Consider the following 21,477-nt stretch of genomic DNA (forward strand, 5'->3'; position numbering starts at 1 on the left):
ATGTTCAAGCCTGAGGCGCTGGAGGGACCGGCCGCGAACCGGGAGCTCTGGCGCACCTGGCTGTCCTACGGCACCCTGTTCGGCTCGCTGCTGCTGTCGGTGGTCACCCAGGGTGTCGAGGGCCTGCCCCAGAAAGGCCTCGGCACCACCGCCGCGGTCACCGTCGTGACCGCCCTGTGGATCGCCTGGTGGGTGGATCTGCACCCGGCCTGGCAGCGGCACCGGCCGTTGATGCTGATCTTCCTGGTCGGACTGCTCGGCCTCAACTTCACGCTGGTGATGTGCAGCCCGCTGTTCGGCGTCTTCACCTGGACCGGCTACATCTTCCTCGGTTACGCCCTGCCCGGCCGGTGGCAGCTGTTCGGCGTCGTCCCGGTCGCCGCGATCAACGCGATGTCGCAGATCGGCGGCTGGGACACCTTCACCGACGAGGACGACGGGTACGTCATCTACCTCGCGGTGCTGGCCTGCAACCTGCTGATCGCCGGGATCATGACCTGGGTGACCCTGCGGGACGAGCGGGAGGCCGACACCCGGGTCCGCCGGATCGACCAGCTCGCCGAGGCCAACGCCAAACTCGCCGCCGCCCTCCAGGAGAATGCCGGACTGCACGCCCAGCTCCTGGTGCAGGCGCACGAGGCGGGCGTCCACAATGAACGGCAGCGGATGGCCGGCGAGATCCACGACGTGCTGGCCCAGGGACTCACCGGCATCGTCACCCAGCTGGAGGCGGCCGAGGCTCACCCCGGCGACCGCGACCGGCACCTGGCCGCCGCGAAACGTCTCGCCCGGGAGAGCCTGGCCGAGGCCCGTCGCTCGGTGCAGGCGCTACGGCCCCAGCATCTGGACGCGGCCCGCCTGCCGGAGGCCATCGGCGAGGTGCTGACGAGCTGGTCCGAGCTGCACGGTGTCCGCGCCGACCTGACCACCACCGGGATGGCCCGGCCGCTGCTGCCGGAGATCGAGACGACCCTGCTGCGTACCGCCCAGGAGGCTCTCGCGAACGTGGCCAAGCACGCCGCCGCCGGCCGGGTCGGTCTGACGCTGTCCTACATGGAGGACGTGGTGACGCTCGACGTCCGCGACGACGGGGCCGGCTTCGACCCGGACGCCCCCCGCGAGGTGACCGACGAGGGTGGATACGGTCTGCGCGCCATGCGGGAACGCCTCACCCGGGTCGCCGGCACCCTCGAGGTCGAGTCCGAACCCGGTGGCGGCACCGCCGTCTCCGCCTGCGTACCGGCACTGGCCCTAGGAGGGACCGCATGATCAGGGTCGTCATCGTGGACGATCACCCGGTGGTCCGGGACGGCCTGCGCGGCATGTTCGCCGGCGACGACAGGTTCACCGTGCTCGGCGAGGCGGGCGACGGCCGGGAGGCCCTGGCGGTCACCGAGGCGCTCACCCCGGACGTGGTCCTGATGGACCTGCGGATGCCGGTGATGGACGGCGTCACCACGATCCGGGAGCTGAAGGCCCGCGGCTCGGCCGCCCGCGTCCTGGTGCTGACCACCTACGACACCGACAGCGACGTGCTACCCGCGATCAAGGCCGGTGCCACCGGGTACCTGCTCAAGGACACCCCGCGTGAGGAACTGTTCCGCGCCGTCGTGGCCGCCCACCGCGGGGAGTCGGTGCTCTCCCCGGCGGTCGCCGGCCGGCTCATGGGTCGGCTCCGGTCACCGGCCAAGGAGCCGCTCAGTCAGCGCGAGATCGAGGTGCTCACCCTGATCGCCCGCGGCTGCTCCAACCGGGAGACCGCGAAACGCCTCTTCATCAGCGAGGCCACGGTCAAGACCCACCTGCTGCACGCCTACGCCAAACTCGGCGTCCGGGACCGGGCCGCGGCCGTCGCCACCGCCATCGAGCAGGGCCTGATCCGCCGCGACTAGGGGCGCCAACTGAGGATCGGGTCCATCTGGCGCAGCACGGTGTCCGGCCCGAAACGGCCGGCCAGCGACATGGCGGTGTTGCGGAGAAACGCGGCGACCGGGTTGCTCAGGCCGGCGACGCGGCCGATCCGCCGCGAGGCACGGGCGATCTCGGTGGTACGGGCCACCCGCGCCGCCGAATAACCGGGCAGATCCTCCGCGTGCCGGGCCAGCACCAGCGCGTCCTCCAGGGCCTGGCAGGCGCCCTGCCCCAGGTTGGGTGTCATGGCGTGGGCGGCGTCGCCGAGCAGCGCCACCCGACCGGAGTGGAACCGGGGCAGCGACTCGTCGAGACATCTGATGTCGGTGCGGACCGCCTCGGTGGCCGACCTGATCAGCGACGGGATCGGCTCGTGCCAGGTGCCGAAGAGACGCAGCATCTCGTCGATCTCCGCGGGTGCCCGGGCGCCGGCCGGGGCGGGCGCGGTCGCGTAGGCGTAGACCCGTCCGTCGCCGAGCAGCGCCACCCCGAACACCTTGCCGTCACCCCAGGTCTCGGCGGGTCGGACGGTGCCACCCGGATGCGGGACGACGATCCGCCAACTCGTCACGCCCGTGTACACCGGCCCGGGATGAGCCGGGAACAGCTTCGCCCGTACCGCTGAATGCAGTCCGTCGGCCGCGACCACCAGATCGGCGGTGACCGGCCCGCCCGCGGTGACCACCTCACCGGTCGCCGGGTCGACGTCGTCGGCCGGCTCGCCCAGCCGGATCGTGCCGGGTTCGAGAGCGTCGGCGAGCGTCTCCATCAGGGTGGCCCGGTGCACGATGATCACCGGCTCGCCGTAGCGTTCGGCGGCTTTCGTGGCGTCGGTCCGGGTGATCCATCGCCCGTCCGGACGCTGGATGCCGGCCGCCCCCTGGAGGCCGGACAGCTCCCGGATCCGTCCGCCGACACCGAGGGCGTCCAGGACCCGCAACGCGTTCGGGGCGACGGCCAGACCGGCGCCCACCGGTTCGAGGGCGGCGGCCCGCTCCAGCACCGTCACGTCCCAATCCCGTCGGCGTAACGCCACCGCGGTGGCGAGCCCGCCGATTCCGGCTCCGATCACGACTGCGTACGGCATCCCCGAATCGTCGCACTCGACGGTGACTCCGGGCAGACTCGGGGGATGGACGAGTACGCGCACGCCCGCCCGGCCCCGGTGCTGCGCCCGCACGTCGCGTTCTACTCCGGCTACCGGCAGCGCGGTCTCGCCCCGGCCACTCACCGGGGCCTGCCGTCGCCCTATCTCACACTGATCTTCACGCTGGACGATCCTCTGGTCATCGCCGCCCATCCCGATCCGGGACAGGCTCCCGGGCGGTACCGTGCGCTCCTCGGCGGCTTGCACCTCACCCCGGCCCTGATCAGCCACGACGGCAGCCAGTCCGGAGTGCAGGTGGCGGTCCGGCCGGAAGGCTGCCGGGCACTGCTCGGGCGGCCCGCCGCGGAAGTGGCGAACCTCGACGTGGACGCCGCCGCCGTCTTCGGTCGGGTGTTCGTCGAGGAGGTCCGGGAACGGCTGTCCGAGGCGCCGGACTGGCCGGCCCGATTCGCCGTCCTCGACCGGGCGCTCGGCGGGCGGCTGCGCGACAGCACCGGCCCGGAGCTCGTGACGCACGCGTTCCACCTGGTCAGCGACGGTGTGCCGGTCGCTGAGGCGGCCGAGCGGATCGGCTGGAGCGGACGTCATCTGACCGACCGGTTCCGCGCCGAACTCGGCATCCGGCCCAAGGAGGCCGCCCGGATCGCCCGATTCGACCGGGCTCGCCGTGCGGTCCGGCCCGGTGTCCGGCTCGCCGACGTGGCCGCCGCGCACGGCTATGCCGACCAGTCCCACCTGGTCCGCGACTTCCAGGCGTTCGCCGGCTGCGCCCCGTCGCGCTGGCTGGCCGACGAGTTCGGTTTCGTCCAGGCCTGATCCGCGGCCGTCCGCCGACGAGTTCGGTTTCGTCCAGGCCTGATCCGCGGCCGTCCGCCGACGAGTTCGGTTTCGTCCAGGCCTGATCCGCGGCCGTCCGCCGACGAGTTCGGTTTTCTCCAAGCCTGATCCGCCGCCGCCCGCCGACGATGGGGTCATGACCGACAAGACGACCCCGCCACCGCAGGTGTGGCCGACGTTGCGGGCCACCGACGCCCGTGCCCTGATCAGCTTCCTGTCCGACGCGTTCGGATTCGTCGCGACGGCCGTCCACGGCGAGGGCGATCGCGTCGCGCACGCCGAACTCCGCTGGCCCCTCGGCGGCGGCATCATGCTCGGCTCGACCCGCGACGACCCGGACGACCCGTGGAACCTCAAACCGGGAACGTTCGGCGCCTACGTCGTCGCCGACGACATCGAGGCGTTGCACGCCCGCGCGGCCGCCGCCGGGGCCGAGATCATCCGCGAGCCCTTCACCACCGACTACGGATCACACGATTTCACGGCGCGCGATCCCGAGGGCAACCTCTGGCATTTCGGTACATACCGCGGAGAAAACCTTTGATTCGGTACGGCTGTCCAAAGTCCCGTGGCTGTCCCCGCGAGGCGGGCGACACTCCCGCCCACCAAGGCGCCTCTCGGGCGGAAGCCGTTGGTCACCGCTGTCCCAGGCCCGCTGAGACAGCGGTGACGACCCCATTCAGCGGGCCAGGGCCTTGGCCAGCTGGTCGCGGAACGTACGCTCGCTCTCGGTGACCGTTTCGCCGCCGATGCCGAGGACACCGCCGGTGGAGGCCGCGCCCACCACCTCGTCGGCGATCTCCACGAGCCAGTGCTTGTAGGTCTCGGCGTCGGCCGGGGACGCCTTCGCGGCCAGCAGCGCCGCCACCTCTCCGGCCCGGGCGACGACGTCCGCCGCGTACCCGGCCGGGTCGCCCGGCTGGATCACCGGCGGCTCCTCGCCGATCTCCGGGTCACCGGCCTCGGCGACCGCGGCCGTGGCGACCGCCGCGACCAGCGGGCTCGCCGACGACCGGGCGTCCGAGATCCGGTCCAGCCCGGCCGCGCTCTCGGCCCGGGTCTTGCGCGCGCTGTCCGGGCTGGCGGCACTGGCGGCGGTCAGCACCGACTGCGGCAGGCCGGTGAGCAGCCCCCATTCGGCGTCGGTGAACCCCAGTTCGGCATAGAGCGGTCGATCCGTCACGCGCTTTTCCCTTTCTTCCGGTCGGCCGGCCGAGGCAACCGGCGGCCGTCAGCATTCTTACCTACCCCTTTCCGTCGTCGTTGCATCCTGTGACGATCACTGGCATGTCCCGACGGCTGGTCTGTTACGGACTCTTCCTCACCTGGGCGACCCACGACGTGGAGGAGGTGCTGACCGCGACCTGGTGTTCGGGTGGCACGGGGTGGTCCATGTCGGACAGGCGTTGCTGGTGCGCGGCTACGTCCCCGGCCTGGTGACGGCGGTCGTGCTGGTCGTGCCGTACGCGATCCTCACCCGGCGTCACCTCCGTCCGGCCCCGGTCCCCACCCGCACCGTCGTCGTGGTGGCGGTGGCCGCCGTGGCCCTGACCGTCCTGGCCCAGGTCTTGTCCCGCCGGCTTTGACGGCCCGCCGGGTTTCAGCCCGGCGGTCGCGTTTCGGTCGTGAGCCGCAGCCCCCTCGCGGTGTGCCGGCGGGACGCCGTAGGTGCGGTCGGTGGGCGGCGCACGGCGTACCGGATCAGGGTCTTGCCTCGAAGACGTTGTTGAACGGGGTTTCGGCGACGCGCCGGAAGCGGGTGAAGCCCGCGTCGGTGACCAGGCGGCGGATCGGTTCCTCGCCGGCCTGGGCGCCCAGTGAATAGCCACCGTCCTGGGAGAGGGCGCTCGGCACGCACAGGAACGCGGAGAACGAGTAGTAGACCCGCCCGACCGGGTTGAGGTTGTCGGTGACCGTCGCGCCGGCCGCCGGTTCGACGATCATCCAGGCGCCGTCCGGGGTGAGCTGCGAATGGACGTGCCGGGCCGCGCCGAGCGGATCACCCATGTCGTGCAGCGCGTCGAAAGTGGTGACCAGGGAGTACGGCCCGCCGCCGAAGCCCTGCGCCCCGGCGTTCTCGAAGCTGACCCGACCGTCGAGACCGGCGTCGGCGGCCCGTTTGCGGGCCTGGTCGACCGACCCGTGATGGCGGTCCGAACCGGTGAAGACCGACTTCGGATACGCCCGCGCCATCAGCACCGTCGACGCCCCGTGCCCGCAGCCGACGTCGGCGACCCGCGCCCCGGCCTCCAGTCGCTCGACGACACCGTCGAGGGCGGGCAGCCACTCGGCGATCAGGTGCGCGCTGTATCCGGGCCGGAAGAACCGCTCACACCCGGTGAACACGTCCTCGTCGTGCTCACCCCAGCCGAGGCCCTCGCCGGTCCGGAACGCCGCGACGATCCGCGGTTCGGCCCGGAGCGCGCCGAGCGCCAACTGGAACGCGCCGGGCGCGAAGATCGGCCCGTCCGGGTCGGTGAGCGCGAACGCCTGCTCCGGAGTGAGCGAGTAGCGACCGGTCGGCGCGTCGTACTCGACGTAGCCGCCGGCCGCCTGCCCACGCAGCCACTCCTCGACGTAGCGGGCCGCCGTCCCGGTGCGTTCGGCCAGTTCCTCGGGCAGGGCTGGGGCCTCGGCCAGGGCACGGTAGAGGCCGAGCCGGTCGCCGATCACGATGCCGCCGGCGGCCATGGTGGCGCCCAGATCCCCGACGAATCTGTGCACGAATTCCATCAGTTTCGCTTCGTTGACTGTCATGCCTCTCTTTCTAGAAGGGGTACGGCCGTCCGGAATCGGTGTCGGCTACCTAGCTCGACGGCCGGGGATACCTAGACCGGCACCTAGACTCCGCGGCATGACCCGGGCGCTGCTGGAGCGTGAGCACGAGCTGAGCGAGCTCGGTGCGGTCGCCCGCCGGGCCCTCGACGGCCACGGTTCGGTCGTGCTGATCACCGGCGAGGCCGGAATCGGCAAGTCGAGCCTGGTCGACGCGCTCCGCTCGGTGCTGCCGGCCGAGGGGCGGCTGCTCGTCGGCTACTGCGACGACCTGGCCACCCCACGGGTCCTCGGGCCGCTGCGGGATCTGGTCGGCAAGGTGGGTTCCGGGCTGACCGAGGCGCTCGGCTCCGGCGACCGGTCCCGCGTGTTCGAGGCGTTCCGGGCCGAACTCGACTGGCCCGGCCACCCGACCGTGCTCGTCGTCGAGGACCTGCACTGGGCCGACGAGGCGACCCTGGACGTGCTGCGGTTCCTGGTCCGGCGGATCGCGGCGCTGCCGGTGGTGATGGTCGGTACCTACCGGGACGAGGAGATCGACGCCGGCCATCCGCTGCGCGGGCTGCTCGGCCTGGCCGCGGGAATCCCGATGCGCCGGCTGCCGCTGGCCCGGCTGTCAGCCGGTGCGGTACGTCGCCTCGTCGGCGATCACGGACTGGACTCCGAGCGGGTCTTCGAGGTCACCTCCGGGAACCCGTTCTTCGTCACCGAGGTCCTCGGCACCGGCGACACCGACGGCGTCCCGGCCACCGTCACCGAAGCCGTGCACGCCCGCCTGCAATCGCTCGACGAACCCTGCCGGCACGCGTTGACGCTGCTCGCGGTGGTTCCGTCGGCGGCCGAACACTGGCTCGTCGACGCGATCGTGCCGGGCGGCCTGGAGGTGCTGGCCGCCGCCGAGCAGCGCGGCATGCTCACCGTCACCCCGGCCCGGGTGCAGTTCCGGCACGAGCTGATGCGCCGGGCCGTCGCCGCGTCGATGCCCGCCACGCGCCGGATCGCCGCGAACCGGGCCGTGCTGACCGCGCTGCGCGAACACGGCGACGCCGACCTGTCCCGGCTCGTCCACCACGCGGCCGAGGCCGGCGACACCGGTCTGATCGTCCACTATGCACCGGCTGCCGCAGCCGAGGCGTCGGCCGCCGGGTCGCACCGGGAGGCGGCCGCCCACTACCGGCTGGTCCTCGAACACCGGGCGGCGTTCCCGCCCGGACAGCGGGCCGACCTTCTGGAGGCGTACGCCGAGGAGTGCTACACGCTGGGCCTGGCCGGACCGGCGGTCACCGCCCAGCGGGAGGCCGTCGCCCTGCGCCGGGAACTGCCCGGGCCGGTCGCTCTCGGGCTCGCGCTGCGCCGGCTGTCCCGGGTCAACTGGTATTGGGGCGACCGCCCGGCCGCCGAGACCGCCGGCACCGAGGCCGTCGACGTGCTGGAGAAGGCGGGCGACGACGCCGCCCTCGCGTTCGGCCTCAGCAACCAGTCACAGCTGCATGCCCTGGGCGGCCGGCCGGACGCCGCCGTCGCAGCGGGCGAACGGGCCATCACCCTGGCCCGCGCCACCGGCTCGACCGGGGTGCTGTCGCACGCGCTGAACAACGTCGGCTACGCCCTCTGGGACCGCGACGACCCGCGCGGCCGGGTTCTGCTGGAGGAGAGCCTGGCGGTCGCCCGCGCCGCCGGCGAGACCGATCACGCCTGCCGCGCCTACACCAACCTGGCCTGGCACCTGATCGACGATCTCCGCCTGCGGGAAGCCGGTGAGCTGCTCGACGAGGGCATGGCCTACGCGGAACGCACCGAGGTCCTCGGGTTCCTCCGCTATCTGCACATCACCCGCTCGATGGTGCACCTGCATCTCAGCGAATGGGACGACGCCGAACGGCACGCCCGCTGGGAGGAGAACGCGCCGACCATGATGCGCTCGCCCGCGCTCGTGGTCCTCGGCCTGAGCCGGGCCCGCCGCGGGTTGCCGGGCGCCGAGGCACCCCTCGACGAGGCGTGGGAGATCGCCTGCGGCATCGGCGAGGCGCAGCGGATCGGACCGGCCGGCGCGGCACTGGCCGAGGCGGCCTGGTTACGCGGCGACACGTCCCCGGCCGCCCGGCTGACGCCGGTCTTCCAGAAGATCCTTTCCGCGGAGGGCGGCCGGCGACTCGGTGCGTTCAGCTTCTGGTTGCGACGGCTCGGCGCCGAGATCCAGACCTTTCCGCCGTACGACCAGCTGACCGCCGTTCCTCTGCCGCCTGCCGTCGCTCGCACCGCCTCGGCCGCCGCTGCCGCTCCCTCCGCCTTGTCGGCCGCCGCTGCGGTTCCCTCCGCCTTGTCGGCCGCCGCTGCGGTTCCCTCCGCCTTGTCGGCCGCCGCTGCCGCTCCTCGTGCCGCCGCTCGGCGCTGGGCCGGTGGCGGCTGCCGGTACGAGCAGGCTCTTGCCCTCAGTTGCAGCCCGGTCGTGGAGGACCTTCTCGGAGCGGTCCGGATCCTGGATTCCCTGGACGCCGTCCCGCTGGCCCGCCGAATCCGCTCCCACCTGCGCGAACTCGGCGTCGCCCGGATCCCGCGCGGCCCCCGATCGGCGACCCGCGACAACCCGGCCGGACTCACCGGACGCCAGGCCGAGGTGCTGCGTCTGCTCGCCGACGGCCTGAGCAACCCGGAGATCGCCGCCCGCCTGGTCCTCTCGGTCCGGACCGTCGACGCCCACGTGGCCGCGATCATGACCAAACTGGCCGCCCACTCCCGCCACGACGCGGTGGAACAGGCCCGTTCCCGCGGTCTCCTACCCACCTGATGATCACCCGTTCCCGGCGTGTCCACCGGCCGGGTGGGCGGGGACGGCGGCGACTGAGAGAATCTTGGTCGTGCGAGAGGTGGTCGACGGGGTCTTCGAACTCCACATGGGTTACGTCAACGTGCACCTGGTCGTCACCGACGACGGTGTGGTCCTGGTCGACACCGGCCTGCCGGGCCGCTCACCGCTGATCGAACGCGGCCTGCGCGGCATCAAACGGTCGTTCGGTGAGGTGACCGCGATCCTGGTCACCCACCATCACGCCGACCATGTCGGCAGCCTCGCCGCACTGCGGGAGCGGACCGGTGCCCGGGTGATCGCGCACGCCGCCGAGGTCCCGTGGATCGGTGGTCACATTCCGCCCGCACAGCCGGCCGGTCTCCTGGGCAAGGTGGTGAGCCGCCTGGTCGGCACGGTCCACCCGACGAAGGTCGACCAGTTGATCACCGCCGATGGTTCCGAACCGCTGCCCGGCTTCACCGCCCTGCACACCCCGGGCCACACCCGGGGGCACGTCTCGTTCCTGCTCGACCGGTCCGGCGGTGTCCTGTTCGCCGGTGACGCCGCGGGCAGCCGCCGCGGCCGGGTGTCCGCCCCGCCCCGGGCGGTGACGGCCGACCCGATCCGCGCCGGCGAGAGCCTGGCCCGCCTGGCCGAGTTGGAGTTCGACCATGCCGTCTTCGGCCACGGTAGGGCCGTCTCGGGCCTGGCCGTCGAAGCCTTCCGCAAGGCCGTCGCCGGCTGACAACCGTGCCTGCCGGCGTGTCAGTCCAGGTAGACGTCCTCCATGTCGCTGAGATCGAGATCGTGGCCGGCCAGGAACGCCAGCGCGTCAGCCTCCCGGCCGCGGGCCTGCAAGCTGCGGACCACGATGACGCACGCCTCCCAGAACCACTCGCCGTCATCGTCGTCGGCCCAGGGCCGGGCCATCACCTCGGCTTCGGCCGCCCGGCCCAGCTCCAGCAGCAGGAACGCCTCCCGGGTCCGCAGGGCGCCATCGTCGCCGGGATCGCGCCGGGCCCGTTCCAGTGCCTGCTCCCGCAGCCCGAGCCCGCCCTCCAACCGGCACAACTCGGCCCGCACGGACGGCGGCACCTCCTCACCGACGAGCGCGTCCACCCTGGACACCAGCGCCGCCGCGTCGGCTGGAACTTCGGTCACCCAGCTCAGCGCGTTGAGAACCAGCCGGGTCTCGGCCGCCGTGTCGCCGGCCTCCCGATGCAGGTCGGCCGCCTCCAGCAGCAGCCCGACCCGGTCACGACCCGGACCCGGGTCGTCGGCCAGTCTCTCCAGCAGGACGGCCCGGGACGGCACCGGCTCGGGCCGGTGCGGAGCGGCCAGCAGCTCCTCCAACAGGGCGCGGACCTCCTCCCGGTGACGGTGCCCGCGCTGGTGGAGCTCGACCAGCAGCCAGCGGGCGGCCATCGCCTCGGCGGTGAGCCCGACCCGGTCGAGGCTGCGCACCGCCTCCTCGGCGGACTCGGTGGCGTCGTCCCACTGCCGGCCGGCGTGGAGTCTGCGGGCCACCTCCAGCCGGAGCCGGGCCGCGCCGGCGTGGTCGCGGGCGGCGGTCCGGTCGGCGATCGCCCGGATCAGGGCGTCGACTTCGGCCCGGCCCGGATGCTCGGCGATCGGCCGGCCGGTGAACACGGTGAGCGGCAGTGAGCCGGTCACCGGGTCGGCGTCGATCCGGGCTTCCAGAGTGCTGCTCTGATACGTGTTGCCGTTGCGCTTGTCGAACGCGGCCGCGTGCCGGCGGGCCAGCGCCAGCATCTCGTCGTGCAGCTCCCGGACCGTGCTTGCCCACTGCCGGTCACCGTTGTCGGTGCGCCGCCGGACCTGATGCGCGTCTCGCCCGGCCTCGATCAGCCGGCGCAGCACGATCACGGCGCCGATCGCGAAGCTCATCGCGTCGGCCGGTGACGACGGCCGGTCCAGCCACGGCAGGTGGTGGTCGAGGAGGGTGAGGCCGCGGTCGGTGTTGCCGGTGAGGCCGCAGAACTGCAGGTGCAGGCCGACGTGGGCGAGGCGGATCCGGTGTTCGCGCAGTTTCGGGTACGCCGACCGGTGTGCCGCCACGGCTTCGGCGAACCGCCCGGTCCGCAGGTACGGCAGCAGCAGGTTGCCCTGGATCAGGTGTGGCTGCGCACCGCAGGTCTGCTTGTCGCTCAGCGGCGCGCCGAGCCGGACGGCCTCCTCGTGGTCGTCGCGGTCGGCCAGGAAGATGATCACCCGGTTGGGCACGCAGCCGGCGCAGTCGGACAGGCCGTCCCGTTTGGCGGTGGCCATCCGGTCGAACCACTCCGCCGCCTCGTCCAGCTCGCCGAGATGGTGGGCGACGACCGCCCGCCGCTGGTAGACGGCGTGCAGGCTGTGGCCGCCGGCGAGGTAGCGCCGCTCCATCTCGTCGAGCAGCCGCCGGGCGCGGTCGAGCGGCACCTCGGGGAACGACGGCAGCCCCGCCGCGACCGCCTTGAACTCCCAGAGCAGGTGGTGCTCGTCGCCCGGCCGGACCAGGTCGGGGTGATTGTCGAAAACGGACAGACAGTGGGTGAAGGCGAGGAACGACCGGGTGAGCTCGCCGCCCTGCCACAGCTCGTCGAGCGATCCCATCCGGGCGCGGTAGCCGAACTCGGTCAGCCCGGCGGCGTCCGCGTGCCGGAACACGCTGTCCAGCGCGGTCCACTTGGCCGGACCGGCGTTCAGCCGGCGGGCATCGCGCAGCATCTGCTCCAGCTCGGTCTCGGCGACGGTCATCGCGGTGCTCCCATCGCGCGGGACAGCAGACCCAGGAACGACTGGTTGTACGCCGCGGTCGCGGCCGGGGTCATCGGCTGCCGGGCGAGCAGCAACGCCTGGGTGAACAGGCCCTCGACCGCGAACCGGGTGAGCTCCTCGTCGCCCGTGCTCATCGCCTGCCGGGCCAGCGGGTTGCGGTGGTTGAAGACCAGCTGGGAGCGGCTCTCCGCCCCGGTGGTGAACACGTCGAGGAGTGAACCCCACAGCTCGTCGGCCGACTCCCGGGCGCGCAGCATGTCGCCCTGGAACGCGGCGTCACCGTCCAGCAGGTACAGCGCGGGCAGGCTCGCCGGATCGAACGCCCGGACCGTCACCTCGACGCCCTGCCGATCGAGGATCCGCTGGGCGAGCACGGTGAACGGCCGCACCTCCTCGGCCTCGGCCGGGTCGAGATGGTCGAGCCGCAACGTCAGGTCGGCCGGGGAGAGCACCTCGACCGCGGTGTCGACCGCCGCGGACAGCCGGGACAGCAGCTCCGCGTCATACACATACCCGGCGTTGACCAGCGGGATCCGCTGCGCGGCGGCGACCGGGGCCATCTGCCGGAACTCGTCCAGTGACGCGGTGTAGCGGACCACGCCATACCGGTCCTGGAACTCGGCGAGCGTCAGCGGGCCGACATTCGTCTCGAACGGCCACCACTGGTGCACCAGGCGCAGCATCTCGTCGTCGTGCACGGCCAGCGCTTTCACCCCGAGATGGTGGATCGCCAGGAACGCGCGCAGCCGCTCCGGGCCGCTCGCGCCGAGCCGGGCCAGCCAGCCCCGCAGACCGTCACCGAGCGTGTCACGCACCTGCGCCAGCAGCCCGTCGTCGTAGAGCGCCTCGCGGCTCGCCGTCGGCCGCAGCTCGGTCGTGTCGACCACACACCGCACGAAGAACGCCCACGGGGGCAGCAGCCCCTCGACACTCTCGGAGAGCAGCATCTGTTTCAGGTAGACCCGATGGGCGACGCGCACCGCCGGGTTGGCCGGCGCCGGCAGCACGAACGCGACACCACGGACGCCACCCTCCGGCGCGGCGAGATCAACGACGTCGAAGGGCACAAAACCGAAGACCTCCTCGGCGTACGAGAAGAGGCGCGCCCGCCGCTGCTGAGCGGTCTCCCCGGCCCCGGTCTCCCAGGGAGCGAGCCCCGAGGTCACCTCGTCGTCGCCGACCCGGACCCCGATCGGCAGCATCGAGCCGTAGAACCCGGCCAGCTCTCGGACCGTCGCCTCGGCGAGCCAATGCTCCTCGCCCCGGCGCGGGACCAGGGTGACCGTGGTGCCCGGCGCAGCCCGCTGCTCGCCGGGCAGCTCCACCGAATAGCGCCCGTCGCTGTGCCCGACCCACGACACGGTCGGATGGTCGCCGCAGCGGGTCACCACCCGGATCTCGTCGGCCACCATGAAGCAGGACAGCAGCCCGATGCCGAACTGGCCGAGGAACTCGTGCCTGGCGAACCCGAGATCGTCACGTTTGGAGCTGCGCCCGATCGTCGCCAGCAGCTCGTGCACCTGCGACTCGGTGAGGCCGATGCCACTGTCGTGCACCCGCAGCACACCGTCACCGGACGGCTCGAATCGGATCTCCCCGGCCGCCGCCGGATCACCGAGCCGCCGGGCGGTGATCGCGTCGACGGCGTTCTGCAGCAGCTCCCGCACATAGACACGCGGTGTCGCGTAGAGGTGGTGACTCAGAAGGTCCACCACACCACGCAGGTCGACCCGGAACGTGAAGCTCACTCGTACCCCCGTCTCATCCGGACCCGGATGCTATCCACGAGGTACGACATTCCGCGGCTGTATTTCCGCGCGGCCGGCGATGGTGGTGGGGTGGTCAGTTCGTCTCGTTGATGAACGTCGGATGATCCATCAGGAACGCCGGCACCCGGTTCTCGGTGACCGCCTTGAAGAAGTCGTCGACGCCGTCCTGGAACCGCTCGCCCAGGTAGCCGCCGTCGTACACCCCTTCGCCGGGAAGCTTCACCGTGATCATGTCGTCGACGTTGAGCGCCTTCATCTCGAGCGCCCACTCCAGGATGGAATGCCCGCGGCCGTCGAAGGTCAGCGAACCGCCGGCGGCGTCCATGACGGCGAGCAGCTTGCCGGGATCGGTGACGACGTCCCGGCTCATCGCCTGCTTCGCCATCGCCTTGATGAACTGCTGCTGGTGCCGCTGCCGGTCGTAGTCGGTCATGTCGTCGCCATACCGCTGGCGGACGTAGTCGAGCGCCTCCCAGGCCTGCAACCGCACCGGTTCGTCGCTCTTCTTGTACTGCTTCTGCGGCCCCGTGTACGGATGCGCGCAGCTGGACGACGTGTGGTCGTTACGACAGCGGGAGATGCGTTCCCGGGTCTTGCCGTCCGGCCCGAGGTGCTCGGACTTGACGTCCATGTCGATGACCATCTCGACGCCGCCCAACGCCTCGACGATCTTCTTGAATCCGCCGAAGTTGACGATCGCTCCGGCGTCGAACTTCTTGATCCCGGTGACGTTGCCGACGGTCGCCGCGAGCAGCTGGAAGCCCTGGGCGGCGCTGTACTTGTTATCACCGAGCCGGCTGCCGTACGCCATGGCGGCGTTGATCTTCGTGCGGTCGGCCCCGGTGCCGGACGGCTGGAAGGCGGGGATGTCGACCCGCAGGTCACGGGGGATGGAGAAGAGGTATGCGCTGTGCCGGTCGGCCGGGATGTGCGCGATCACGATCGAGTCGGCCAGCGGAGCGGTGTGGTCGTCGCGCGGGTCGATGCCGACGAGCAGGATGTTGACCGCGCCCTCGATGTCGGACTCGGGCTCGGGCGGCGCGGCGGCCTCGGCGGGCTTCCCGGCGATCGGGGCGAGCAGGCTGTCGTCGGTGATCGCGTCGGTGTATTTGGACACCAGCGCCTGGCCGGCGACGAGGGTCCCGCCGCCGGCGAGCAGCACCACCGCGCCGAGGCCGACGCAGATCCGCGCCCACAACGGCGATCGTCGTTTGGCTTCCGCCGCCATTCCGCCTCCCCCGTACCGGCAACGTGCGCATGATGGCACATCCGCGCAACCTGCTGGGAGCGCTTCCGGCGAGGCTCAGGCGGACTCGCGCGCCAACAGGTTCTGTTCGACGACGACCGGTACCGACAGCGTCTTGTAGCCGACCGAGTCGAAGAGGACCGTCATCCGATCCTCCTCGTAGTTCATCACCATTCCGCCACCCCATTCGCCGTGCTTGACGCGGGCGTGCACCGGGAACGGGCCGTCCGGTTCGGCCGCGGCGATCTCGTGGGCGGTGCCGTCGGCGCAGTTGTCACAGTGGCCACACGGCTTCTTCAGGTCCTCGCCGAAGTAGGCCAGGAGCGTCTCGGTACGGCACTGCCGGGACTGGGCGAACCCGCGCATCATGTCGGTCCGGGACCGCATCACCGCCTGCTGACGTTCGTACTCCGCGCAGGCCGCCTCGGCTGCCGCGGCCGGGAGGGGCGCGCGGGCCGGGACGGTCAGTTTGTGCCCCGGTCCACCCTGCACCGCGCCGGCCTGTTCGAGCAGGTTGAGGTACTGCCCGAGCTTGCGCGGGCCGAGCCCGGTGGCCTTCTGCAGCGCGGTCTTGGTGGCCGGGCCCTTGTGCAGTTCACCGGCCAGGTCACGCAGCTCGTCGGGGTCGGGGGAACCGCCCTGGAAGAACCGCTGGATGGCCTCGTCCTCGGAGCGCCACAGCAGCAGGGCACGAGCCGGTGCGCCGTCCCGCCCGGCTCGCCCGATCTCCTGGAAGTAGCTGTCCGGGGAGTCCGGCAGGGCGACGTGCGCGACCCAGCGGATGTTCGGCTTGTCGATGCCCATCCCGAACGCCGACGTGGCCACCATGATGTCGACCTTGTCGTCCTGGAACTCCTCGTGGCGCTGCTCGCGCAGGCCGGCGGCCATCCCGCCGTGGTAATACGCGGCCGGATAGCCGGATGAGGTGAGGCGCTCGGCGAGTTCCTCGGCGGCGCGGCGGGTGGCGACGTAGATGATGCCGGGCCGCTGCTCCTCGTCGAGCATCGTGGTCAGCTTGCGCCACCGGTAGTTGTCGTCGGGGCAGTACGCGACCTCGAGGAACAGGTTGCGCCGGTCCAGGCCGGAGACGTGGATCTCCGGTTTCTTCAGGCGCAGCCGGGCGATGATGTCCTCGCGGACCGGCGGTGACGCGGTGGCGGTGAGCGCCAGGATCGGCGGCCGCCCGATCTGCTTGATCATCTCGCCGAGTGCGAGGTAGTCGGGGCGGAAGTCGTGCCCCCAGGCCGAGATGCAGTGCGCCTCGTCGACCGCGACCAGGCCGGGTTTGAGTGCCCGTACCTCGGCCTGGCGCTCCGGGTTGCTGAGCTGCTCCGGGGTGATGAACAGGAACTCGGCCTCGCCGCGGCGGACCGCCTCGATCGCCTCGCGTTGCTGGTTGGGCGTCTCCTGCGAGCTGACCCGGACCGCGCGGACCTTCGCGTCGCCGCGGTCGTTGAGCGCGGCGATCTGGTCCTGCTGAAGGGCGAGCAGCGGCGAGATCACCACGGTCGGACCGGGCAGCAGCACCGCCGGGATCTGGTAGATCGCCGACTTGCCGGCGCCGGTCGGCAGCACCACCAGGGCGTCCTTACGGCGCAGCACGGCACGCATCGGCTTGAACTGGCCGGGCCGCAGGGTGCGCCAGCCGAACTGGTTGCGGGCGACCCGGCGCAGACGCGGGCCATAGATCGGCAGTTTCATCGAGGGGAGGCTATCCGATCTTCGGGAGGATCTCGCGGGCGTACAGGTCGAAGAGGCCCTGGTAGTGGGGGCCGGAGTTGGCGACGTAGATCTCGTCGAAGCCGGCGTCGGCGTACTTCCGGATCATCTCGAGGTGCTTCTCCGGATCGTTGCCGCAGACGAAGGTCTCGGCCACCGTCTCCGGGCCGACCAGCTGCGACGCCTGCTCGAAGTGCTTGGGGGTGGGCAACACCTGGGAGAGCTCGCCGGGCACACCGGCGTTGGGCCACTTCTCGTACGCGATCCGCGCGCCCTCCTCGGCGGTGTCCGCGAAGGCGGCCTTGAATCCACCCTGCGCGACCTTGTCGCCGCCACCGGCCGCCCGGAACCGGTCGACCATGTCGCCGTCCGGCATGACGCTCACGTAGCCGTCCCCGATCCGGCCGGCGACCTCGATCGCCTTGGGGCCGAAACCGGACACCAGGATCTCCACCGGCCGTTCCGGCAGGGTGTAGATCCGGGCGTTCTCCACGGTGTAGTGCTTCCCGCGGTGGGAGTAGTTGTCACCGGTCCAGAGGCCGCGCATGATCTCGACGGCCTCTTCCAGCATCTCCAGCCGGACGTCCAGCTCGGGCCACGCGTCGCCGAAGATGTGCTCGTTGAGCGCCTCGCCGGTGCCGACGCCGAGCCGGAACCGGCCGCCGGTGAGGACCGCGCTGGTGGCGGCGGCCTGGGCGATCACGGCGGGGTGGATGCGGACGGTCGGGCAGGTCACCGCGGTGGTGATCGGCAGGTCGGTCGCCTGGCTCAGCGCCCCGATCATCGACCACACGAAGGCGCTCTGGCCCTGGGCGTCCACCCACGGGTGGTAGTGGTCCGAGATCCACAGGCTCTGGAAGCCCGCGCGTTGCGCGCCTTGAGCCTGCTCGATGAGCTCGGCGGGCGAGTATTCCTCGCTCGACAGGAAGTATCCGATGCGCATGGCGCCCCCGGTACCCCTATTTGCCGCCGAACATGCGACGGATGGCCCAGAGCAGGAAGAGGACGGCGAGGGCGATGCCGAGGAGGCGGACGGCGTGCACCTCGGACCAGTCGACCCCGGTTGCGGCGAGTGGAGTGAGCACGTGCACATCCTAGCGATCGGGATGCCACAGCAAATAGAAAGGTTTGTTGACTAAAGTCTGCGGGGGGTGTGAACATAGGTCCCCGTAACGGGGGAGCCGAACGCATCGGAGGTACGGGGGCTCATGTCCATTCACGGCGAATTGCCGGAACTGGCAGCTGCGGTACTGCAACCGGGCTTCGTGGGCACCACCGCCCCGGACTGGGTCCGCCGCTGGCTCGGCACCGGGCTCGGCGGAGTGGCCCTCTTCGCCCGCAATGTGGAGTCACCCGCACAGGTGGCCGCGCTGACCGCGCAGCTCCGCTCGGAGAACCCCGATGTGATCGTTGCCATCGACGAGGAGGCCGGTGACGTCACCCGGTTCGAGTCTCGGCACGGCAGCTCCCGCCCGGGCAACCTGGCCCTCGGGGCGGTCGACGACGCCGAGCTGACCGAGTCGGTCGCCCGCGATCTCGGCCGGGAACTGGCCGACGCCGGCATCACGCTCGACTACGCACCGGACGCCGACGTCAACAGCAACCCCGGAAACCCGGTCATCGGGGTACGGGCATTCGGCGCCGAGCCTCAGCTGGTGGCCCGGCACACCGCCGCCTTCATCCGCGGGCTCCAGGAGTCCGGGGTGGCCGGCTGCGCCAAGCACTTCCCCGGGCACGGCGACACCGCCGTCGACTCGCACCACGACGTGCCGGTGATCGCCCGCACCGTGGACGAGCTGGCCGAGTGCGAGCTGATCCCGTTCCGGGCGGCGATCGCGGCCGGCGCCCAGTCGGTGATGACCGGCCACCTGCTGGTCCCGGCCTACGACCCGGAGCTGCCGGCCACCCTCAGCCCGCGCATCCTGACCGGCCTGCTCCGCGAGGAACTCGGGTTCGACGGACTGATCGTCACCGACGGCATCGAGATGCAGGGGGTGCGCCGCCGCTACGGCCTGGAGGGCGCCACCGTCCGGGCGATCGCCGCCGGGGTGGACGCCATCTGTGTCGGTGGTGACCACGCCGACGAGCAGACCGCGATCCGGCTGCGGGACGCGATCGTCGCGGCGGTCCGCTCTGGGGAGATCACCGAGGAGCGGCTGCGCGACGCCGTCGCCCGGGTCCGTCGGCTGGCCACCTGGACCACCCGCACCCAGGTAGCGACCGGGGCCCGCGCGGTCGCCGACGCGGCCGCCGGCGCCGGGGTCGCGGTGCTCGGCTCGACGGTCGGGTTCGCCGCCGCGCGTCGCGCGGTCCGGGTCACCGGCACCGCCGACGGCCCGGCCCTGCCGGTGACCGGTGTTCCGCACGTGGTCGAGTTCGCGCCGCCGCGCAACATCGCGATCGGCAGCGAGACCCCGTGGGGGGTCGGTGACCCGTTGGCCGAGCTGTTGCCCGGCACCACCGCGGTCCGGTTCGAGGCCGAGGACCTGGAGCCGCTGGCCGACCCGTCGGCGCCGGTGCTGGCCGGCGCGGGGGAGCGGCCGCTGGTCCTGGTGGTCCGGGACGTACACCGGCACCCTTGGATCGAGCGCGCGCTGACCGGCGTGCTGGCCGTCCGGCCGGACGCGATCGTGGTCGAGATGGGCATCCCGGTGACGGTCACCGGTGGGGTGCACATCGCCACCCACGGGGCGACCCGCGCGCTGGGCCGGGCCGCCGCCGAGATCATCGCCGGGGTCGACGTCCCGGAGCCAGCGCCGCAACCCGTCGCCGCCTGAGCGCTGCGAGCCGGCGCCGCAGACCCGGCGCCGCGATCTGTCGCCTGAACCTCCATCCCGGGGCCGTCCCGCTCCCGCCGCCCCTCCCGCCAGGCGCGATCTCGTCGAGTCACGCCGGAACTCCACAAGATCGCGAAGGCGGGGCGGCGGGGGCGGGATGTCGGCGTTTCAGCGCTTGACCACCAGGTCCTGGTAGTCCGGGTGCTCGCCGATCCACTTGGCGAAGAACGGGCAGGACGGGATGACCCGGTCGCCGCGTTCGCGGATCTGATCGAGGGTCTGCCGGGCCAGTTCACCGGCCAGGCCGCGGCCACGCATCTCCGGCGCGGTCTCGGTGTGCAGGATGTTCACCACGCCGTCGCGCAGACGGTAGGTGGCCAGTGCGCCCACCTCGCCGTCGACGACGAGTTCGAATCGGTGCTCGGCACTGTTGTCGTGGACCAGGTATTCGCTCACTCTTGTCACCTTAGGTTTGCTCGTACCCCGTACCGTGAAAGGGTGTTGATCTCTATGCCGCGCCGCCGCATCGCCGCCGCCGTCGCCTCGGCCGTCCTCGGGCTGGGCCTGCTCACCGGGTGCGGTGACGACGTCAGCTGCGGACTCGACCAGTGCACCGTGACCATCGCCCGGGAGACCAATGCCAGCGTCGAGGTGCTCGGGGTGGAGGCCAAGTTCGTCTCCGCCGACGAGAACACGGTGACCCTCGACGTCGCCGGCGAGCAGATCCAGGTCACCAAGGGCCAGCAGGCCGTCGACGTCGGCGGGCTCCAGGTGTCGCTGACGAGCGTGACGCAGGACGACATCCAGATCCAGGTGTCCCGGTAGCGTCCGGTGTTTGACGATCGTCGCCGCTGGTCACATTGGGGGGCATGACCGCAGCCTCGAACGTCAAGCACACCGCGTCACGGGCCGCCGAGAGCAAGCCCCTGGAGCTTCTCGCTCGGGGCGGCTTCATCGGATACGGCATCATCCACCTGCTCTTCGCCTGGATCGCGCTTCAGGTGGCCCTGGGTGGCTCCGGACAGGACAGTGACCAGTCCGGAGCCCTCCAGACCATCGCCGAGCAGCCGTTCGGCAAGACACTTCTGATCATCATCGCCGTCGGCCTGATCGCGATGGCGATCTGGCAGGCCTTCGAAGCCGCGATCGGCGAGAGCGGCCCGCAGGACCGCCGGGCGATGGCCGAGCGGGTCCTCTCCGGCGCCCGCACCGTCCTCTACGGCTACCTCGCCTGGAACGCCATCAAGATCGTCCAGGGCGCCGGTTCCTCGATGGGCGACAGCAACTCGAGCAGCGCGTCCGGTCTGATGGACTCGGACGGCGGCCGCGTGCTGGTCGGACTGATCGGCCTCGTGGTGCTCGGCATCGGCGTCGGCATGGCGATCTACGGCTACAAGAAGAAGTTCACCCGTCACCTGAACACCCACGAGATGCCGGCCGGCACCCGTCAGCCGATCGTCCGCCTGGGCATGGCCGGCTACACCGCCAAGGGCGTGGCGTACGCGATCGCCGGCCTCCTCGTGGTGACCGCGGCCGTCAACTACGACCCGGAGAAGGCCCGCGGCCTGGACGCCGCGCTGAAGACGCTGGCCGGTTACTCCTGGGGCGTCTGGCTGCTGGTCCTGATCGCCGCCGGCATCGCCGCGTTCGGCGTCTACTGCCTGGCGCAGGCCAAGTACCGCAAGATCTGACACCTGGACGGAACCTCGGCGGCGGATGTGAGCTTTGTCTGACATCCGCCGCTGTCGGTGTTCCGGGCCGCCTCACGG

Annotated in this window: 20 protein-coding genes; 10 read left to right on the forward strand and 10 right to left on the reverse strand. The window is 71.7% G+C overall.

What is annotated here, in order from left to right:
- A complete protein-coding gene (locus Q0Z83_RS52940) occupies positions 1–1,269 on the forward strand; it encodes a sensor histidine kinase (RefSeq protein WP_317791153.1) in 1,269 nt (422 codons plus the stop codon).
- Positions 1,266–1,892: a response regulator gene (locus tag Q0Z83_RS52945; RefSeq protein WP_317791154.1), complete on the forward strand. Its 627-nt coding sequence runs from the start codon at positions 1,266–1,268 to the stop codon at positions 1,890–1,892. Before Q0Z83_RS52940 ends, Q0Z83_RS52945 begins: the two co-directional genes overlap by 4 nt.
- Here Q0Z83_RS52945 and Q0Z83_RS52950 read toward each other — a convergent pair.
- Positions 1,889–2,998, reverse strand: a complete 1,110-nt coding sequence (locus Q0Z83_RS52950) for an FAD-dependent monooxygenase (RefSeq protein ID WP_317791155.1) — start codon at positions 2,996–2,998, stop codon at positions 1,889–1,891. The genes Q0Z83_RS52945 and Q0Z83_RS52950 overlap by 4 nt on opposite strands.
- A 45-nt stretch (positions 2,999–3,043) precedes the next feature.
- Here Q0Z83_RS52950 and Q0Z83_RS52955 point away from each other — a divergent pair, with 45 nt between their 5' ends.
- Together Q0Z83_RS52955 and Q0Z83_RS52960 are read left to right on the forward strand one after the other, a co-directional pair.
- On the forward strand, positions 3,044–3,835 hold the full coding sequence (locus Q0Z83_RS52955) for an AraC family transcriptional regulator (protein WP_317791156.1): 792 nt from the start codon (positions 3,044–3,046) through the stop codon (positions 3,833–3,835).
- 157 nt (positions 3,836–3,992) lie between these two features.
- Complete coding sequence (locus Q0Z83_RS52960) at positions 3,993–4,400, forward strand: VOC family protein (protein WP_317791157.1); 408 nt, start codon at positions 3,993–3,995, stop codon at positions 4,398–4,400.
- 135 nt (positions 4,401–4,535) lie between these two features.
- Here the strand turns inward: Q0Z83_RS52960 and Q0Z83_RS52965 are convergent, their stop codons facing one another.
- Positions 4,536–5,039 (reverse strand): hypothetical protein, encoded by a 504-nt coding sequence (locus Q0Z83_RS52965; protein WP_317791158.1) that lies wholly within the window; start codon positions 5,037–5,039, stop codon positions 4,536–4,538.
- Positions 5,040–5,223: 184 nt separating this feature from the next.
- Between Q0Z83_RS52965 and Q0Z83_RS52970 the strand changes: the two genes are divergently transcribed.
- Positions 5,224–5,442: an HXXEE domain-containing protein gene (locus tag Q0Z83_RS52970; protein ID WP_317791159.1), complete on the forward strand. Its 219-nt coding sequence runs from the start codon at positions 5,224–5,226 to the stop codon at positions 5,440–5,442.
- A gap of 115 nt (positions 5,443–5,557) precedes the next feature.
- On the opposite strand, the gene Q0Z83_RS52975 is transcribed toward Q0Z83_RS52970, so the two are convergent.
- Entirely contained in the window at positions 5,558–6,613 is a 1,056-nt protein-coding gene (locus Q0Z83_RS52975) for a class I SAM-dependent methyltransferase (RefSeq protein WP_317791160.1), read from the reverse strand.
- A gap of 97 nt (positions 6,614–6,710) precedes the next feature.
- On the opposite strand from Q0Z83_RS52975, the gene Q0Z83_RS52980 reads away from it, so the two are divergent.
- Entirely contained in the window at positions 6,711–9,419 is a 2,709-nt protein-coding gene (locus tag Q0Z83_RS52980) for a helix-turn-helix transcriptional regulator (protein ID WP_317791161.1), read from the forward strand.
- A 70-nt stretch (positions 9,420–9,489) separates the two neighbouring features.
- The gene (locus Q0Z83_RS52985; RefSeq protein ID WP_317791162.1) at positions 9,490–10,164 is read left to right on the forward strand and encodes an MBL fold metallo-hydrolase; all 675 of its coding nucleotides are present in this window, start codon (positions 9,490–9,492) and stop codon (positions 10,162–10,164) included.
- A gap of 20 nt (positions 10,165–10,184) precedes the next feature.
- Here the strand turns inward: Q0Z83_RS52985 and Q0Z83_RS52990 are convergent, their stop codons facing one another.
- From Q0Z83_RS52990 to Q0Z83_RS53015, 6 genes are all read right to left on the reverse strand, one after another.
- Positions 10,185–12,176: a hypothetical protein gene (locus Q0Z83_RS52990; RefSeq protein WP_317791163.1), complete on the reverse strand. Its 1,992-nt coding sequence runs from the start codon at positions 12,174–12,176 to the stop codon at positions 10,185–10,187.
- Entirely contained in the window at positions 12,173–13,945 is a 1,773-nt protein-coding gene (locus Q0Z83_RS52995; protein WP_317791164.1) for an HSP90 family protein, read from the reverse strand. The genes Q0Z83_RS52990 and Q0Z83_RS52995 overlap by 4 nt, the downstream gene beginning before the upstream one ends.
- Before the next feature lie 94 nt (positions 13,946–14,039).
- Positions 14,040–15,194: an LCP family protein gene (locus Q0Z83_RS53000; RefSeq protein WP_317791165.1), complete on the reverse strand. Its 1,155-nt coding sequence runs from the start codon at positions 15,192–15,194 to the stop codon at positions 14,040–14,042.
- A 75-nt stretch (positions 15,195–15,269) separates the two neighbouring features.
- Positions 15,270–16,913, reverse strand: coding sequence for a RecQ family ATP-dependent DNA helicase (locus Q0Z83_RS53005; protein WP_317791166.1), 1,644 nt, complete (start codon positions 16,911–16,913; stop codon positions 15,270–15,272).
- A 10-nt stretch (positions 16,914–16,923) separates the two neighbouring features.
- A complete protein-coding gene (locus tag Q0Z83_RS53010) occupies positions 16,924–17,874 on the reverse strand; it encodes a TIGR03557 family F420-dependent LLM class oxidoreductase (protein ID WP_317791167.1) in 951 nt (316 codons plus the stop codon).
- A gap of 16 nt (positions 17,875–17,890) precedes the next feature.
- The gene (locus Q0Z83_RS53015) at positions 17,891–18,016 is read right to left on the reverse strand and encodes a hypothetical protein (RefSeq protein ID WP_275413259.1); all 126 of its coding nucleotides are present in this window, start codon (positions 18,014–18,016) and stop codon (positions 17,891–17,893) included.
- 123 nt (positions 18,017–18,139) lie between these two features.
- Here Q0Z83_RS53015 and Q0Z83_RS53020 point away from each other — a divergent pair, with 123 nt between their 5' ends.
- Complete coding sequence (locus Q0Z83_RS53020; protein WP_317791168.1) at positions 18,140–19,708, forward strand: glycoside hydrolase family 3 protein; 1,569 nt, start codon at positions 18,140–18,142, stop codon at positions 19,706–19,708.
- Between the two features lie 168 nt (positions 19,709–19,876).
- On the opposite strand, the gene Q0Z83_RS53025 is transcribed toward Q0Z83_RS53020, so the two are convergent.
- Positions 19,877–20,164, reverse strand: a complete 288-nt coding sequence (locus Q0Z83_RS53025) for a GNAT family N-acetyltransferase (protein WP_317791169.1) — start codon at positions 20,162–20,164, stop codon at positions 19,877–19,879.
- 42 nt (positions 20,165–20,206) lie between these two features.
- On the opposite strand from Q0Z83_RS53025, the gene Q0Z83_RS53030 reads away from it, so the two are divergent.
- A complete protein-coding gene (locus Q0Z83_RS53030) occupies positions 20,207–20,533 on the forward strand; it encodes a hypothetical protein (protein WP_317791170.1) in 327 nt (108 codons plus the stop codon).
- Positions 20,534–20,577: 44 nt separating this feature from the next.
- Entirely contained in the window at positions 20,578–21,399 is an 822-nt protein-coding gene (locus tag Q0Z83_RS53035; protein WP_317791171.1) for a DUF1206 domain-containing protein, read from the forward strand.
- The last annotated feature ends 78 nt before the right edge of the window (positions 21,400–21,477 follow it).

This window comes from Actinoplanes sichuanensis (assembly GCF_033097365.1).
Classification (GTDB): Bacteria; Actinomycetota; Actinomycetes; order Mycobacteriales; family Micromonosporaceae; genus Actinoplanes; species Actinoplanes sichuanensis.